A 16,280-nucleotide genomic window follows, 5' to 3' on the forward strand; every position below is an offset into this window, starting at 1 on the left:
CCTAGCTCAAAGAGAGATTAATGATTTCGCCAACCATAGATCTTCCTTAGTTTTCCGCTCTCCATTGGCTGAGACGGGCCTGTAAACGTATCAGAGCCTGGCTATGAATCTGACTCACTCTCGACTCGCTTACACCAAGAACAGCCCCAATCTCACGCAAATTGAGTTCTTCGTCATAATAAAGTGCCATAACAAGACGCTCCCTTTCCGGCAATCCAGAAACCGCCTCTGATAGGCTCTTTTTGAAATCATCTCTTTGCAAACCTTCGAGTATTCCCGAGTTTTTATCAGCAAACTGTGAAGCTACGGCCTCATCATCCACCCCCATATCCTCGAAACTCATTACCAAATAGCCGCTCGCATCCTGAAGCATCTGGTGATATTCATCGAGGGACATTTCCAGAATCTCCGCCACCTCGCTGTCGCGAGCATCACGTCCCTTGATGTTTTCTATCATGCGCACGGCTTCCGCCACTTTTCTTGCCTTGCGATGCACGGAGCGTGGTGCCCAGTCATTTTTTCGGATCTCATCTAGCATTGCACCACGAATGCGAATACCAGCATATGTTTCAAAGCTTGCTCCCTGTGTCGCATCATAGTTACGTGATGCCTCCAAAAGACCGATCATGCCGGCCTGTATCAGATCATCGGCCTGGACACTGGGTGGTAGTCGGCTCATCAGGTGATAAGCGATCCTCTTCACCAGAGGAGCGTGTTGCGCAACGGTATCATCTCTGTCATCGGCGTTAGTACGGGCATACATAGCGAGTCCATTCATAGCGACATCATCCTATAGTTTTGGTTGGTCTGAATCAGCCGCTCGACGAAAAATTCGAGATGCCCTCCAGCTGCTACCGTCACAGGCCAATTATCGGCCTTCTGCGCCAGTTTCTTGAATGCCATTGCAGACTTACTGCGCGGATATGCATCGACTACCGGACGCTGCTTTTGGACTGCTTTGCGCAAATAGTCGTCGTAGGGAACTACGCCCATGAAATCCACTGTAGCATCGAGATAACGATCCACAACCTTGACTATTTTGTTATACACATCACGCCCCTCCTGAAGACTATGCACCATGTTGGCCAGGATACGAAAACGATGCATCCCATAATCGCGATTAAGAAGTTTTATCAAGGCATAAGCGTCGGTCAGGGACGCCGGTTCGTCACACACTACCACGATGACTTCCTGCGCAGCCCGGCTGAAGCTGACCACACTTTCTGAAATACCGGCAGCGGTGTCGATCAGCAATACATCCAGGGTTTGGCTCAACTCGCTGAAAGCGCGTATGACACCGGCATGTTGTGTGGCACTGAGTTCCGCCATGCTTTTCAGGCCGGAAGACGCGGGAACAATTGATAGTCCGTTAGATGCTGGAAGAATGACTTCTTCCAGGGTACGTTCGCCACTAATGACATGGGAAAGATTGTAAATGGGGTGCAATCCCAGCAATACATCAACGTTTGCCAGCCCCATATCCGCATCCATCAGCAGCACTGACTTTCCTTCATTGGCCATCGCAAGGCCGAGATTCACGGACACATTGGTTTTTCCGACGCCGCCTTTTCCACTGGTAACTGCGATAACACGCACGGGCCTGTGATGTGCCATACGGCGCAACCCCTCGGCCTGATCCCCGATCAAATCACGATGCACGTCAGACATGAGCATGTGCTGCCACCTTTTCGACCGGCACTGATAACGCCTCATCCTCAAGAGAAGAAGCAGCCTGTTGCATGATGGCCACACTGCGGCTCACCAAGGTATGCGCACGAGCATTATGCAAATCTTCCGGAACACGCTGACCATCGCTGATGTAGGAAACGGGAAGGTCGTGCTGAATGGTGACACTCAATGCGCTGCCAAGGCTGGTGGCTTCATCCAGCTTTGTGAAAATGCAGCCATCCAGAGCCATCCCTTGAAATGCGCGAATGGTTTCATCCAATCCCGACAATCGTGTCGTGGTAGACAGCACCAGATATTTTTTAATGAGTGGCATACGGCCACCACTGCCATTGAGAACAGCAAATTGCGCGGATAGCCGCACATCACGCTGGCCCATCCCGGCGGTATCGATCAGTATGAGGCGCCTGTCACTCAGCTCCGCTAATATCTGTTGCAACTCGGCTCTATCGCCGGCCACACGCACAGGAATATTCAATATCCTTCCGTAAGACTTAAGATGCTCATGTGCGCCGATACGGTAGTTATCGGTTGTCACCAGTGCAACATGGCGCGATCCATGCCGCAAGGCATAATGCGCCGCCAGCTTGGCCACTGTTGTGGTCTTACCGACTCCGGTGGGACCGACCAATGCAACGATGCCACCCTGGGTAAGAATGTCATCATCTGTTACCTTCACTTGGTGAGCCAGAACTCCCAGCGCCCGTCGCCATAACAACTCAATCTGCGGTGCCTGTGCGATTTCCAGGGGGATTTCATCGACCACCTGGCGACACAGTGTCGCGCTTAGACCCAGCCTCATCAGACGTTGAAATAATGCAGCCTGCTGAGGATGACGTCGCTCAAGATCGCCCCACGCCAGACCGGATAATTGGTTTTCCAGCAAGCCTCGCAAGTTCCTGAGCTCAGCCCACATGTCATCCAGTGCTGGCCTTGGGGCAATGGATGAATAAACATCACTTTTGTGATCTTTTTCGTAAGATTCCTTAACAGCCTGTTCTTGCATAAAATCCAGGCTTATCTCTTCATTTTCATCATCTTTCTCCGAGGACAAAGCGGCAGCGGCTTCATAAAATGTTTTTTGTGATTGTGCTGACCGTGAAGTGCCACGATGCGGCCCTACAACAGGATGAGACCGCTCAACATTCTTCGACACATTTGACCCTGTGGAAAACAGATCGGCATTGCTCACCATGGCTTCGTCGTAGTCGATGGCAGAGACTATTTCCACCCCACCTTCGACCCGCCGATTGGAAAGTATCACTGCATCCGGCCCAAGCTCATCGCGTACTTTGCGTATCGCCTGGCGTATGTCAGGAGCGAAAAAGCGTTTCATTTTCATTCCACATGCCTTTTATTATAAGATCGGTGGGTGCAAATTCTTTCGCACTAACCAGCCGTATAGTTGTAGGGCGAAAATCAATTCGGCCCTGCATTACTTGCCCACACTCGCCACGACCCTGATCTGCTTGCTGTCGGGAATTTCGTTGTACGACAACACATGCAAGCCTGGAATCGAATGCCTCACCAAGCGAGACAGAGGCAGTCGCAATGGCATTGACACCAACAACACCGCAGGCTGTCCTGCAAGCTCCTGACGTTGCGCGCTTTGCTCCAGCGCAGAATGCATCCTTTCTGCCAGACCCGGCTCTAAACCCATTCCTGCTGAGCCCGGTGCTTGTAATGAGTTTTGCAATATCTGTTCCAAATCCGGATCCAACGTAATAACCGCAAGCTCTGGAGCCACCCCATTGATTTGTTGAACAATTAACCTGCTCAGTGCGACGCGTGCGGCGGCAGTCAATACGGCGGGATCCTGACTTTTTGGCGTGTGCCCTGCCAATGTTTCGGCAATCGTTCGAATATCTCGGATCGGAATGCGCTCTTCCAAAAGGTTTTGCAATACTTTCAGAACCACACCCAGAGACACCGTATTCGGCACCAAATCCTCAACCAGTTTGGGAGCGGTTTTGGCAAGGCTATTGAGGAGCTGCTGTACCTCTTCGCGCCCCAGCAACTCCTGCGCGTGACCTTGCAAAATTTGACTGAGATGCGTTGCCACGACGGTGCCGGAATCAACGACGGTATATCCCAGCGTCTGGGCATGATCACGTTGCGATGGATCTATCCATACAGCCTCCAGCCCAAAGGCTGGATCTTTGCCGGGCATCCCCTGCAATGTGCCGAAAACTTGCCCTGGATTGATCGCAAGATCGCGCTCCGGGTGAATCTCCGCCTCGCCGATGGTGGCTCCCAGCAAAGTGATGCGATAAGCATTCGGCGCCAGGTCGAGATTGTCGCGAATATGTACCGGTGGCACGAGAAAACCGAGATCCTGGGTCAACTTCTTGCGCACACCCTTGATGCGCCCCATGAGTTGCCCGCCCTGATTCTTGTCCACCATGGGAATCAAGCGATAACCTACTTCAAGGCCGATGGGGTCGACGGGGACGATATCATCCCAACTCAAATCTCGTGATTCGGGTGCGCTTTCGGTCAGCCTTTCCGCTACCACAGGCAGCGCTTGCGCAGTTTTTTGGCGCTGCGCAATCATATAAGACATCGCTCCCGCCGCCGCCGCCAATGACAGAAACGCAACATTGGGCATCCCAGGCACCAAGCCTATGGATCCTATGACAGCCGCAGTTACAGCCAATGCACGTGGACTATCAAACAACTGCTTCAGAATCTGCTTGCCCATATCCTGGGCACTGGAGACACGCGTCACCATGATCGCGGCGGCAACGGACAATAGCAGCGCGGGAATTTGTGTTACCAAGCCATCGCCGATGGTCAGCAGGGTATAGTTGTGCAATGCCTCGCTTAATGGCATACCATGCTGAAGCACGCCGATCACAAATCCACCAATAACATTCACGAAGAGAATCAATATTCCGGCGATGGCATCACCGCGCACAAACTTGCTGGCGCCATCCATAGAGCCATAAAAATCCGCCTCCTGAACTCCTTCGGCACGGCGTGCCCTGGCTTCATCCTGCGTGATCAAACCAGCATTGAGATCGGCATCTATCGCCATTTGCTTTCCCGGCATGGCATCCAGGGTAAAGCGTGCGCTTACTTCTGAAATACGTCCGGCGCCCTTGGTGACAACAATAAAATTAATGATCACCAAAATTGCAAACACAACCAGGCCAACCGCGTAATTACCCCCCACCACGAAGTCGCCGAATGCTTCAATGACGTGACCCGCCGCGCCGGTCCCGGTGTGTCCTTCCATCAATATCACACGAGTGGAGGCAATATTCAGCGCAAGCCTCAATAACGTAGCCAGCAGCAATACTGTGGGAAATGCCGCGAAATCCAGCGGTTTCTGCACATACACCCCAGTCAGCAACACGACCAGTGAAAGAGCGATGCTGAAGGTGAAAAATGTATCTAGCATCAGTGGTGGGAGGGGCACCACCATCATAGCCAGAAGCATCATCAGGAACAGTGGAACGCCTAAACCGCGACGGCTAAAGTCACGCAAGCTTTGTAAAATCATGGTTTGGTTCATCTATTACTTATCCGTTGTTAAGCCTCAAAATGGCGGCATGAGGCAACGGCCTTACTCATCACGCCGCAATTCATCCGGTATTGGTAATTCCGCCATCGTTAGCGGTGTTTCATCATATTGAGCGCCAGAGTGTTGACGCTGTTTCAGCTGATAAACATACGCCAGCACTTGCGCCACCGCCAAATACAGCCCGGCGGGAATGGCATGATTCAATTCCGTACTGTGATGCAGTGCCCGTGCCAGAGGAGGGGCGGAGAGTATTGGGATACGATGCGTGACGGCGACCGTACGTATCTGCAGAGCGATGAGATCAGCGCCTTTGGCCACCACCACCGGTGAGCGCATTTTATCCGGGTCATAACGCAACGCCACGGCATAGTGAGTCGGGTTGGTAACGATTACATCGGCTTTTGGAATTTCCGCCATCATGCGGCGGCGCGCCATCTCGCGCTGCTGACTACGAATGCGTCCCTTGACCTCTGGATTTCCGTCCGTTTCCTTGAATTCTTCCTTGATTTCCTGATGGGTCATCTTGAGCTTTCGGGAGTGATCCCAAATCTGGAACGGCACATCAACCGCAGCTATCAGCACCATCGTGCCGCTTAACGCAAGAAATGACCATCCCAGCAAGCTCGCTACATGGCCCAGGGCATTAGGCAAAGGCTCATCACCCAGACCGACAAAATCCCCCGCCATGTTCCATAACAGCACTACGGCAGCAGCGCCCAACACTATGAACTTCGCAAACGCCTTCACCAGCTCCATCAAACCATGCGGCCCAAAGATACGTTTCAGGCCGGATAGCGGACTAAGTTTTTCCCATTTAAACCCCAAGGCCTCGCTGCTGAATGACCAGCCGCCCAGTGCCAGCGGTGCAAGCAATGCGGCCACTATCATCAGAACAAGGAAAGGCGCCAAAGCAGTCAGGGCGTCCGCCACGGATTGCTCAAGAAGCTGCAACATGGCGCCAGGGTTAAATACATTTTCCCGGCTGATATGGAAATTGTGGCGCATGGAGTCCAGCAGCCCCGATGTTATCCGGCCACCCAGCACCAGGAATCCACCGGCGGAGGCCAGTAACATTACCGTCGAGTTGAGATCCAGGGAACGGGCGATTTGCCCCTTTTCTCGCGCCTCCTGGAGGCGCTTGGGAGTCGCCTGTTCAGTGCGTTCCTGGCCGCTGTCTTTCTCTGCCATGACTTACGTACCTCCCGCTACCATTTTCTGCATCAGGGCAAAGACATCGCTCATGAGATTATTTAATTGAGGAGAAATAACCGGCAACGTCACAAGCATGACAACGATGCCCAGCAATAGCGTGATCGGGAATCCAATCGAAAAAATATTCAGTTGAGGAGAAGCGCGCGTCATGACGCCGAAGGCAATGTTCGCCACCAGCAACGCGGTAACAGCAGGCAGGGAAATAAGCACTGCGCCGGAAAACATATGACCACCCCAGATGACGAGATCCCACACGCCACTCATCGCCAATCCAGTCGGACCGACAGGCAAGGTACGAAAACTATCGGCGAGCACTTCAAGCAATACCAAATGGCCGTTGAAGCCAAGAAATATCAGTGTCACCAACACCTGGTAAAACTGGCTCACTACCGGCACCTGGACGCCATTCAGTGGATCCACCATTGAAGCAAAGCCCAACCCCATGGATTGCCCGATCAACTGCCCGGCCAATACAAAAGCACCAAAAACCAGCTTCAAGGAAAACCCCATTGCCAGGCCAATCAACACCTGCTGAATCACAATCATCAATCCCGCAGAGCTGAGAGGATCAACCACCGGAACAGGAGGCAGCACTGGGGCGATCACCAGTGTCAACGCTACGGAAAATCCCACGCGGATGCGCACCGGCACGCTTTGCGCTCCAAACACCGGAGCCATTGCCACCAATGCCATAACGCGGAACAAGGGCCAGAGATACATGCCGATCCATGAGGCGATTTCAGCGCTGGTAAATTGCATGGTAAGAAACCACTCGTGGGGGGCGCGGAGCGGGATTCAAACCCGTCCCTACTCAGCCTATCAATACAGGAATACTCTCTATCAAGCGCCGCATATAATCCACCAATCGCTCCAACAGCCATGGCCCGGCTATTACGAATGTCAGCAATGTGACAAGAAGTTTCGGCACAAAGCTGAGCGTGACTTCGTTGATTTGGGTTGCCGCCTGGAACATGCTCACCAGCAAACCAACCGCCAGTGCGGGAAGCAGCAAAACCGCAAGCAACAGCACACAGACTTCCAGAGCCTCCTTTCCTACGGTGACAACTGTTTCTGGGGTCATGACACAATTCCGATTAATTAAAGCTTGCCGCCAGCGTCCCGATAATCAACGCCCAGCCATCGACAAGCACAAACAACATGATTTTGAACGGCAAGGAGATCACCATCGGCGATAACATCATCATACCCATTGCCATCAACACACTGGCAACCACCAGATCAATAATCAAAAATGGAATAAAAATCAGAAATCCAATCTGGAAGGCCGTCTTTAATTCGCTGGTAACGAATGCCGGCACAAGCAGGGAAAACGGCACAGCCTCGGGTGATTCAATGCCATCCCGGCCTGAAATGTGTGTAAACAATTCAAGGTCGCTATCGCGGGTTTGCCCAAGCATGAAGTCCCGGAAAGGTGCCCTGGCGATGTTAATCGCCTCCTGGGCGGATATTTTTTCATCCATATAGGGAGTCAGCGCTTCCTGATTCACCTTGTCGAATACCGGCGCCATGATGAAAAATGTCAGAAACAATGCCAGGCCAAGCAGGGTTTGATTGGTCGGTGTCGCGCCCGTACCTAATGCCTGGCGCAGAATTGCCAGCACAATGATGATGCGCGTAAACGATGTCATCATGAGTAATGCTGCCGGCAACATGGACAGCAGCGTCATGAACAACAGTGTCTGGATGCTCACGGTATAGGTCTGCGCACCGTTGGCACCAGCCGTTACTGTAGCCACATCCAGCCCTGGTGCCGCCATGGCTGATCCCAGCGGCACGAGCATGGCAAGAATCACGAACAGGCCGTGCTTCATGACTGTTTTCGCTGCTTGATTGCCAGGCTCAGCCGTTCGGCAAAGCCTCTTGCATCACCCGCCACCAGTTTTCCGAACAGATTATCTGGCGATTCATTTGGTGAGGATGGCGTCAATCGCACTGGATGCTCCAGGCGATGCAGCGCTTGCACCCGTCCCGGAGCCACCCCGATCAACAATTGCTCTTCTCCCACCTGCAACAACACGACCCGCTCACGGGGGCCAACAGACAGGCCGCCCAGAATTTTTAGAGATCCACTCGCCGAGGATTGAAAACGGCCATAGCGACGCAGCATCCATGCAATGCCAACAATAACCAGCAAAACCACCAGCAATCCCAGTGTTACTTGCAATAAACTCCCGGTGGAAACACCTGCCGGAACGGATCCACCGCCGGCAGGACCCACCTTTTCCACGGCGAAGGACATGGCTGGCCATAACAAACTCCCAGCCAGAAGAAAACCGCCACACGCAAGATATTTACTCTTCATTATCTCAACTTTTTTACGCGTTCAGCGGGGCTAATAACATCAGTTAAACGTATCCCGAATTTCTCATTGACCACGACCACCTCGCCGTGTGCAATCAATGTCCCATTGACCATAACATCCATCGGTTCACCCGCTAAACGGTCGAGCTCAACGACAGAACCCTGATTGAGCTGCAACAAGTGGCGGATACTGATCAGGGTGCGTCCAATCTCCATCGAAAGGGTAACAGGAACATCCAAAATCACATCCATGTTCACTTCTCCCGGCGACCCCGAAAAGGAGGTCTCCGGCTGCAACTCATGGAATTGCGCACGGGAATAGTCCGTATTTCCGGAGCCGGACGCTCCTCCACCATTGGACTGCGCCGGGATTGGCGTGGCCTCCTGTTCCGCCAGCGCTGCGGCCCATTCATCCGCTATATCAACATCCATCGTGCCACCGTCCTCGCTCATAACATTCTCCTGGTCTATTTACTTTGACCCGACTGGGATGACCCTTGATGTTTTATAGACTCCACTATCTTGATCGCACTGTACCCTTCTGATACTCCAAACCTGCCACGGAACACTGGAATATCTTCAGCACGCAACATTACCGTTTCAGGAATCTCCACGGGGATCACATCGCCTGCTTTCATTTTAAGCAAATCTCTCAAACTAATATTGGTTTCTGTCAGAACGCTGCTGATCTCCACCTTGGCTTCCTTTATTTCATCCCGTAGCGCAACCAACCAGCGCTCGTCAACATCGGAGCGGTCACTTTGCATTCCCGCATCGAGCACATCACGGATAGGCTCGATCATCGAATAGGGAAATGTTACGTGCAGATCTCCCCCTCCTCCATCAAGCTCAATATGGAAGGTGCTGACAACAACCACCTCAGTAGGACTAACAATATTGGCAAACTGCGGATTCACTTCCGAGTTGATATATTCAAAATCAACGGGCATCACCGGCATCCAGGCTTCTTTGAGATCCTTGAATACCTGCTGCAGAACCATCTGAATGACGCGCATCTCGGTTGGCGTGAATTCTCTCCCCTCGATCCTCGTGTAAAACCGCCCCTCTCCCCCAAAAAAATTGTCTACTACAATAAAAACCAATTTTGGATCAAAGATGAATAGCGCTGTCCCCCTCAGCGGGTTAACGCGAACAAGGTTCAAGCTGGTAGGAACAAACAAGCTGTGTACATATTCCGCAAACTTGAGCATTTGCACACCGCTTACGGAAATTTCAGGAGAGCGGCGCAGCATGTTGAAAAGGCTGATGCGAAAGTGACGGGCAAATCTTTCATTGATCATCTCCAGAGTGGGAAGTCGCCCACGCACAATGCGATCCTGGCTGGCAAAATTATAGTTGCGCGCCGTCCCATCCGACGCAAGATCGCCTCCATCGGTCTCGACGTCCCCGCTATCGACACCATGCAACAGCGCATCAATTTCATCCTGGGAAAGAATATCTGTGACTGACATGGCCGTTATTGCATCACAAAACTGGTGAAATAAACTGCTTCCACACCGGTGGATCCTGTTTGCTCTTTCATGATCTTCTGGATTTCCTTCAAGGCATCGGCGCGAATCTTTTCCTTTCCTTGACGTGTGCTGACGCTTTCGGGCGTCTGGGTGCCAAACAACATAACGAGATTGTTGCGTATCAATGGCGTATGTGTTTTGACGGCCTCGATCACGAGCGGATCACGCGCCATTACCTCCACGGTAATCTGCAAAAATCGCACGGAAGATTCATCCTGGAAATTCACAACAAATGCCGGATCAAGGGCGAAATAAACTGCCGGCGCTTTGTTATGTTTATCGCCACCGGCTTCCTTGTGCCCTTCTGATGCACTTTTGCCGTGGCCACCCCCTCCGCTCATGAATATTGCAGCCCCGGCGCCACCTCCTGCTAGAACCAGTGCACCGACAACAATAAGGACAATTTTCACAACCGGAGATTTTTTCTTCGCCGGTTTCTTATCATCCGCACTATCGTCTTTGTCCAATTTTTCGACCGCCATTGCGCTGGGCCCTTTCTGATCAACCAAGTATTTCTTGATATGATCAAAGCAAGCGCCATGCCATACACGGAAAAAGAATTTATCATTAAACAATCATGCGGTTATGATTTGATCAAGAAATGATGTCAGCAAATTGACAGGAAAAGGGGGAGACTCTGCCGAAAATATGGCGGGGGATTTCTGGGGCTAATGGATGAGAGTTTTTAAATACGTCTTAGGTTCTGTTGACGTTTCATCTCAGCCACAAAAGTACCGCCGCAAAAGATAGCATTCCCATGTAATTAACAGCTTTTTTCTCATATCGAGTAGCAATCCGGCGATAATGCTTGAGCTTGCCAAACATGCATTCGACGGCATGTCGCTCCTTATAAAGCCAATAATCACAGTCAATTTTCTCTTTTCGGTTCGACTTCGGCGGAATCACAACCTCTATCCCACGCGCCTTTAACCACGCGCGCAGCTCGTTTGTGTCGTAGCCTTTATCCGCCAGAAGTGCTGATGTTTGGATGCCTTCCAGCAGCGGTATTGCGACCGTGCACTCCGCCGTTTGGCCACCCGTCAGAATGAATTCAATCGGCATGCCAAGTGCATCACAGGCCGCATGAATCTTACAGCTAAACCCACCTTTGGAGCGCCCCAGCGCTTCTTTTTCAGCCGAACTGCCCGCCGCGCCTGCGGCACAGGCGTGCGCTCTTGTCACCGTTCCATCAATAGAAACATCTTGTAAATCAGCATCTTCGGAAAAATAAGTGAGCAATCTATCCCATGCGCCATTCGCACACCAACGTGAGTATCGCTTGAAGACGCTATTCCATTTGCCATGCTCTGGCGGCAGCGTCCGCCACTGCGCGCCGGTGCGCAGTATCCACAATGATGCGCCCATAAATCGCCTGCATTTATCGGGCGATCCGAGATGCACGCCCGTCAATTTAGTTAAGTGTGACAATATACGCACCCACTCACTATCGCTTATTTTGGTTCTGTCCATGCCAAGGCGCGCTCAAAAACCAAGTGCAACATTTTTAGGGGATAATGTTGCATGGGAAAAAACTACGATCAATTGAGTATTGAAGAGCGGGCAATGATACAAACGCAACTGGAGATGGGGGTCAAACCTGCCGCAATTGCCAAGTCCATAACCCGGTCAGCCTCTACCGTCTCACGTGAACTTCGGCGCAATGGCTGGAGCCGCCCGAAAACGCCTCGCGGCCCTGGACGACCGGCTGTGGCGGGAGGCTATCGTGCCGAGGCAGCCCACAAACGTGCGCATGGCTGCACGATCAAGCCGCGTGTTGAGGGTCGCCTGCGACTGGGAACCACGCTGTGGGATTCAGTCATGCGCCACCTGAAAGCAGGCTACTCACCGGAGCAGATTGCTGGCACACTGGCGCTTGTGCATCCAGATACCCCTACCTTGCAGGTTTCCCATGAGACCATCTACACCGCCATCTACGCCATGCCGCGTGGCGAACTGCGCACGGAAGTGATTGGCTGGTTGCGTTTCGGCCATGCCAAGCGCCGTCCCCGTGCGCGTGGCGAAGACCGGCGCGGACGGATTCCTGACATGGTCAGCATTCATGACCGTCCGCCTGAGATTGAAGAGCGGTTGATCCCGGGCCACTGGGAGGGTGACTTCATCAAGGGCGCGCATAATCGCTCATCTGTCGGTACGCTGGTGGAACGGACCACGCTGTTCACGGTACTGGCAAAAATGGAAAATGCCACTGCTGAGGCGACGTTGACCGGCTTCAGTCATGTGCTCAACCGCATTGATGCGCAAAAGCGCCTCTCGTTGACGTACGATCAAGGCAGGGAAATGGCGGCACACCAACGGCTGACAGAAACCACAGGGGTGAAAGTATATTTTGCCGATCCACACAGCCCCTGGCAGCGCGGCATCAACGAGAATACCAATGGTCTGTTGCGGCAGTACCTGCCCAAGGGGAGTGACTTGAGTGGTTTCACGCAGGAGGAGCTGGATGCGATTGCCTGGCAACTCAATACCCGACCACGCAAGTCACTGGGCTTCAAATGCCCAGCCGAGTTGTTTACACCAGACTCTTTCGATTTCAGGCAGCATCACGCTGCGCTTTTTGCACTTGGTCATTGAAACCGCCCAACCTAAAACGGCGGATTCTACCAAAACCGCGAAACGTCAACAGAACCTAAGAGACTGTCCAAATTTACGTGGCCAATTACAATACGATTTCGGTAAGTGATAAAGTCAGCAGCACATTCAAAATTCTTCGGCTTGACAAATGACTCGAACACGCTCTTAATAAACTCACGTGACCTTTAATGGCCAAATTATCATGCGCCGACTCGCAAGACAGTCTCTGTTGCTATTTGTTGTGCTGCATCTCGTGACGATGCCGGCCCATGCCCAGCTTGCGTGCATCAAGGCCTGTGCGGCTCATGCGGGACATACCCATACCTCTCCCGCTCATGCACATCATATGGATGCGCATGGTGTGCAGCACGCCGACAAGTCCCATGATGTCGCGGCACATGACCTTGCCAAGAAGGCCAAGCCCTGCGGTTGCGACGCCAGTCACTGCGCTGGTGGAGCGAATTGCTGCATGGCCCTCATGCCCGGCTTCACCCTCGCCTTGCCGGCGCCGGACATGCCGGGCGCAGAGGTTCCCTGCCGTCTCGTCGGCACGCCCATCCCTCCCAAACTCCGACCTCCACTCTCTTCTCCCACCTGAGCGGCTGATACCCGGATTCTCACCTCGGCGCGTGCCTGTGTCGCCGTGCGGCTCCAGGCATTGCCACGTTGCATTCTTGGCATCCGTGCATTCTCACCAAACCATGTCATCACCAGTCCGGTCACGGGTTGCAGTATTGTCCGGCAAGGAGAAGAAAAAATATTTGCACTCAAAATCAACGACAAGAAGAACCTCGTCATGGGGTTGCTGCTGGGTGCTCTCGTCACCGGCATCTCCGGCACCACGCGAAATGGTAGCAGCTAAGTGCATGCAACCGAACAATCTTGATATTCCCGGTGGAACGAACCACTTGATTCACGCACTTGAAAGGAATAGTTCATGAACGCCAGCACTGATCCGGTATGCGGCATGAAGGTCGGTATCGATTCACAACATTACGCGGAGCATGCGGGCGAACGGTATTATTTCTGTTCACAACGCTGCCAGGAAAAATTCTTTGCAAATCCCGCCGGATATGTCAAGCCGGATGTAGCGGCCGCAGCTCAGGCCACCCAATCAGCCCAAGTTACCGGGTGGTACACCTGTCCGATGCACCCGGAAATCCGCCAACCTGCACCAGGCAATTGTCCGAAGTGCGGCATGGCCTTGGAGCCTGAATCTCCGGGAGTTCTGGGAACGGTCGAATACACCTGCCCCATGCATCCCGAGGTAGTGCGCAGCAAACCTGGAAACTGCCCAATATGCGGCATGGCTCTAGAGCCGCGCAACGCCCCGGCGGAAGACAACGCGGAGTTGCGCGACATGACGCGCCGATTTCGGATGAGCGCGGCGCTGGCGTTGCCGGTCTTTTTGGTGGCGACAGTGTCCGATCTTCTCCCGTCCGCAATACCGGATGCGCTCACGCCAGTGTTGCTGCAATGGCTGGAATTCGTCCTAGCTACGCCAGTGGTACTGTGGGGCGGCTGGCCGGTCTTCCAGCGTGGCTGGGCATCCATGGTCAATCGCAGCCTCAATATGTTCAGCCTGATCTCGCTCGGCGTCGGCGTGGCTTGGAGCTATAGCGTGATAGCGATGCTGCTTCCGGGCATCTTCCCGCCCACGATGCGTAGCATGGGTGACACGGTGCCGGTGTATTTTGAAGCTGCAGCAGTGATCATGGCGCTAGTGCTGCTCGGCCAGGTGATGGAACTGCGCGCACGCAGCCAGACCAGCGCCGCGATCAAACTGCTGTTGGGTCTTGCGCCCAAGACTGCGCGCATCATCCGCGCTAACGGCAGCGAGGAAGACATCCCGCTGGAGCAGGTACAACCGGGCGATGTACTGCGCGTACGTCCCGGCGAGAAGGTGCCGGTGGATGGCGTGGTGCTGGAAGGCACGAGCGCACTGGATGAATCCATGGTCACCGGCGAATCCATTCCAGTGGAAAAAATCGCCGGCGCGCGCCTGATCGGTGCCACGGTGAACGGCACCGGCAGCTTGGTGATGCGCGCCGAGCGCGTCGGCTCCGACACGCTTCTCGCGCAGATCGTGCACATGGTGAGCGAGGCGCAGCGTTCACGCGCGCCGATCCAACGCCTGGCCGATGTCACTGCGGGTTATTTCGTGCCGGCGGTAGTGCTAGTTGCGCTCGCCACGCTGGTGGTGTGGAGCCTCTGGGGACCGGAGCCGCGCCTGGCACATGCCATCGTCAACGCCGTGGCGGTGCTCATCATCGCCTGCCCTTGCGCGCTGGGACTGGCCACACCGATGTCGATCATGGTCGGCACCGGGCGCGGCGCGCTGGTCGGCGTGCTGATCAAGAATGCCGAGGCACTGGAAACCATGGAGAAGGTGGACACGCTTGTGGTGGACAAGACCGGCACGCTGACTGAAGGCAAACCTAAGCTGATGTCGGTCATGCCGCTCGCCGGATTCGACGAAGGCGAAGTGCTGCGGCTAGGCGCCAGTCTGGAGCGCGCCAGCGAGCATCCGCTGGCGGCGGCGATCGTGAACGGCGCGCAAGAAAAAGGGTTAACACTCGCGGCAGTCAACGATTTCCGTTCATACCCCGGCAAGGGCGTGGCGGGAATGGTCGAGGGGCGCGCGGTCGCGCTGGGCAACCTCAAGTTGTTCGAAGAATTGCGCATAGCCGCAGGCGAATTGCCCGTCCGTGCCGAAGCGCTCCGCGGTGACGGTCAGACAGTGATGTTGCTGGCGATTGACGGCAGAGCGGCGGGACTGATCGGCGTGGCTGATCCGATCAAAGATTCCACACTGGATGCGATCCGCGCCCTCCATGAGGAAGGCGTGCAAGTGATCATGCTCACCGGCGACAACCGCACCACGGCCGAGGCGGTGGCGCGCAAGCTGGGAATAGACCGTGTCGAGGCGGAAGTGCTGCCCGAACAGAAGGCATCCATCGTAAAACAACTGCAAGCGCAGGGCCGCTTCGTTGCGATGGCGGGCGACGGCATCAACGATGCACCGGCGCTGGCCCAGGCCCAGGTAGGCATCGCCATGGGTACTGGCACCGACGTAGCGATGGAAAGCGCGGGCATTACCCTGGTCAAGGGTGACCTGCACGGCATCGTGCGCACCGTGCGTTTGAGCCGCGCCACCATGCGCAACATCCGGCAAAACCTGTTTTTTGCCTTCATCTACAACGTGCTCGGCATCCCCGTTGCGGCGGGCGTGCTGTACCCGTTCTTCGGACTGCTGCTCTCGCCCATCATCGCGGCGGCGGCGATGAGTTTCAGTTCCGTATCAGTGATTACCAATGCACTGCGCCTCAACCGCGTGCGGCTTTAGGATGGTGCGTGTTTCCAAGACGCGCACCACGCCGCGAAGACGATAAAACAACAACGAGGTAACA

At 54.1% G+C, this 16,280-nt stretch carries 17 protein-coding genes; 4 read left to right on the forward strand and 13 right to left on the reverse strand.

Annotation, left to right across the window (positions count from 1 at the left end; translation table 11 throughout):
* Positions 1 to 46: 46 nt before the first annotated feature.
* The 13 genes from M3A44_10740 to M3A44_10800 all read right to left on the reverse strand — a co-directional run bounded on the left by M3A44_10740 (position 47) and on the right by M3A44_10800 (position 11,748).
* On the reverse strand, positions 47 to 778 hold the full coding sequence (locus M3A44_10740; GenBank protein ID MEQ6342103.1) for an RNA polymerase sigma factor FliA: 732 nt from the start codon (positions 776 to 778) through the stop codon (positions 47 to 49).
* Positions 775 to 1,623, reverse strand: coding sequence for a MinD/ParA family protein (locus tag M3A44_10745; protein MEQ6342104.1), 849 nt, complete (start codon positions 1,621 to 1,623; stop codon positions 775 to 777). Before M3A44_10745 ends, M3A44_10740 begins: the two co-directional genes overlap by 4 nt.
* 37 nt (positions 1,624 to 1,660) lie before the next feature.
* Positions 1,661 to 3,028, reverse strand: a complete 1,368-nt coding sequence (gene flhF / locus M3A44_10750; GenBank protein MEQ6342105.1) for a flagellar biosynthesis protein FlhF — start codon at positions 3,026 to 3,028, stop codon at positions 1,661 to 1,663.
* A gap of 93 nt (positions 3,029 to 3,121) precedes the next feature.
* Positions 3,122 to 5,203, reverse strand: a complete 2,082-nt coding sequence (flhA, locus tag M3A44_10755) for a flagellar biosynthesis protein FlhA (protein ID MEQ6342106.1) — start codon at positions 5,201 to 5,203, stop codon at positions 3,122 to 3,124.
* A 51-nt stretch (positions 5,204 to 5,254) separates the two neighbouring features.
* Entirely contained in the window at positions 5,255 to 6,400 is a 1,146-nt protein-coding gene (gene flhB, locus M3A44_10760) for a flagellar biosynthesis protein FlhB (GenBank protein ID MEQ6342107.1), read from the reverse strand.
* Positions 6,401 to 6,403: 3 nt separating this feature from the next.
* Positions 6,404 to 7,183 carry a flagellar type III secretion system protein FliR gene (gene fliR, locus M3A44_10765; protein ID MEQ6342108.1) on the reverse strand — a complete coding sequence of 260 codons (780 nt, stop codon included), beginning with the start codon at positions 7,181 to 7,183 and terminating at the stop codon, positions 6,404 to 6,406.
* A 52-nt stretch (positions 7,184 to 7,235) separates the two neighbouring features.
* Positions 7,236 to 7,505, reverse strand: coding sequence for a flagellar biosynthesis protein FliQ (gene fliQ / locus M3A44_10770; protein MEQ6342109.1), 270 nt, complete (start codon positions 7,503 to 7,505; stop codon positions 7,236 to 7,238).
* A 13-nt stretch (positions 7,506 to 7,518) separates the two neighbouring features.
* Positions 7,519 to 8,256, reverse strand: coding sequence for a flagellar type III secretion system pore protein FliP (gene fliP, locus M3A44_10775; GenBank protein ID MEQ6342110.1), 738 nt, complete (start codon positions 8,254 to 8,256; stop codon positions 7,519 to 7,521).
* Positions 8,253 to 8,747 (reverse strand): flagellar biosynthetic protein FliO, encoded by a 495-nt coding sequence (gene fliO, locus M3A44_10780; protein MEQ6342111.1) that lies wholly within the window; start codon positions 8,745 to 8,747, stop codon positions 8,253 to 8,255. Before fliO ends, fliP begins: the two co-directional genes overlap by 4 nt.
* Complete coding sequence (gene fliN, locus M3A44_10785) at positions 8,747 to 9,199, reverse strand: flagellar motor switch protein FliN (GenBank protein ID MEQ6342112.1); 453 nt, start codon at positions 9,197 to 9,199, stop codon at positions 8,747 to 8,749. The genes fliO and fliN overlap by 1 nt, the downstream gene beginning before the upstream one ends.
* Positions 9,200 to 9,213: 14 nt before the next feature.
* Positions 9,214 to 10,218, reverse strand: coding sequence for a flagellar motor switch protein FliM (gene fliM, locus M3A44_10790; GenBank protein MEQ6342113.1), 1,005 nt, complete (start codon positions 10,216 to 10,218; stop codon positions 9,214 to 9,216).
* A 5-nt stretch (positions 10,219 to 10,223) separates the two neighbouring features.
* Positions 10,224 to 10,853 carry a flagellar basal body-associated FliL family protein gene (locus M3A44_10795; protein MEQ6342114.1) on the reverse strand — a complete coding sequence of 210 codons (630 nt, stop codon included), beginning with the start codon at positions 10,851 to 10,853 and terminating at the stop codon, positions 10,224 to 10,226.
* 139 nt (positions 10,854 to 10,992) lie between these two features.
* Positions 10,993 to 11,748: an IS5 family transposase gene (locus tag M3A44_10800; GenBank protein ID MEQ6342115.1), complete on the reverse strand. Its 756-nt coding sequence runs from the start codon at positions 11,746 to 11,748 to the stop codon at positions 10,993 to 10,995.
* 51 nt (positions 11,749 to 11,799) lie between these two features.
* On the opposite strand from M3A44_10800, the gene M3A44_10805 reads away from it, so the two are divergent.
* The 4 genes from M3A44_10805 (at position 11,800) to M3A44_10820 (ending at position 16,216) form a co-directional block, all read left to right on the forward strand.
* Positions 11,800 to 12,870, forward strand: a complete 1,071-nt coding sequence (locus tag M3A44_10805) for an IS30 family transposase (protein ID MEQ6342116.1) — start codon at positions 11,800 to 11,802, stop codon at positions 12,868 to 12,870.
* A 202-nt stretch (positions 12,871 to 13,072) separates the two neighbouring features.
* Entirely contained in the window at positions 13,073 to 13,468 is a 396-nt protein-coding gene (locus M3A44_10810) for a hypothetical protein (GenBank protein MEQ6342117.1), read from the forward strand.
* A gap of 45 nt (positions 13,469 to 13,513) precedes the next feature.
* Complete coding sequence (locus M3A44_10815; GenBank protein ID MEQ6342118.1) at positions 13,514 to 13,732, forward strand: hypothetical protein; 219 nt, start codon at positions 13,514 to 13,516, stop codon at positions 13,730 to 13,732.
* A gap of 75 nt (positions 13,733 to 13,807) precedes the next feature.
* Entirely contained in the window at positions 13,808 to 16,216 is a 2,409-nt protein-coding gene (locus M3A44_10820) for a heavy metal translocating P-type ATPase (GenBank protein MEQ6342119.1), read from the forward strand.
* Positions 16,217 to 16,280: the final 64 nt, after the last annotated feature.

This window comes from Gammaproteobacteria bacterium (assembly GCA_040183005.1).
Lineage (GTDB): Bacteria > Pseudomonadota > Gammaproteobacteria.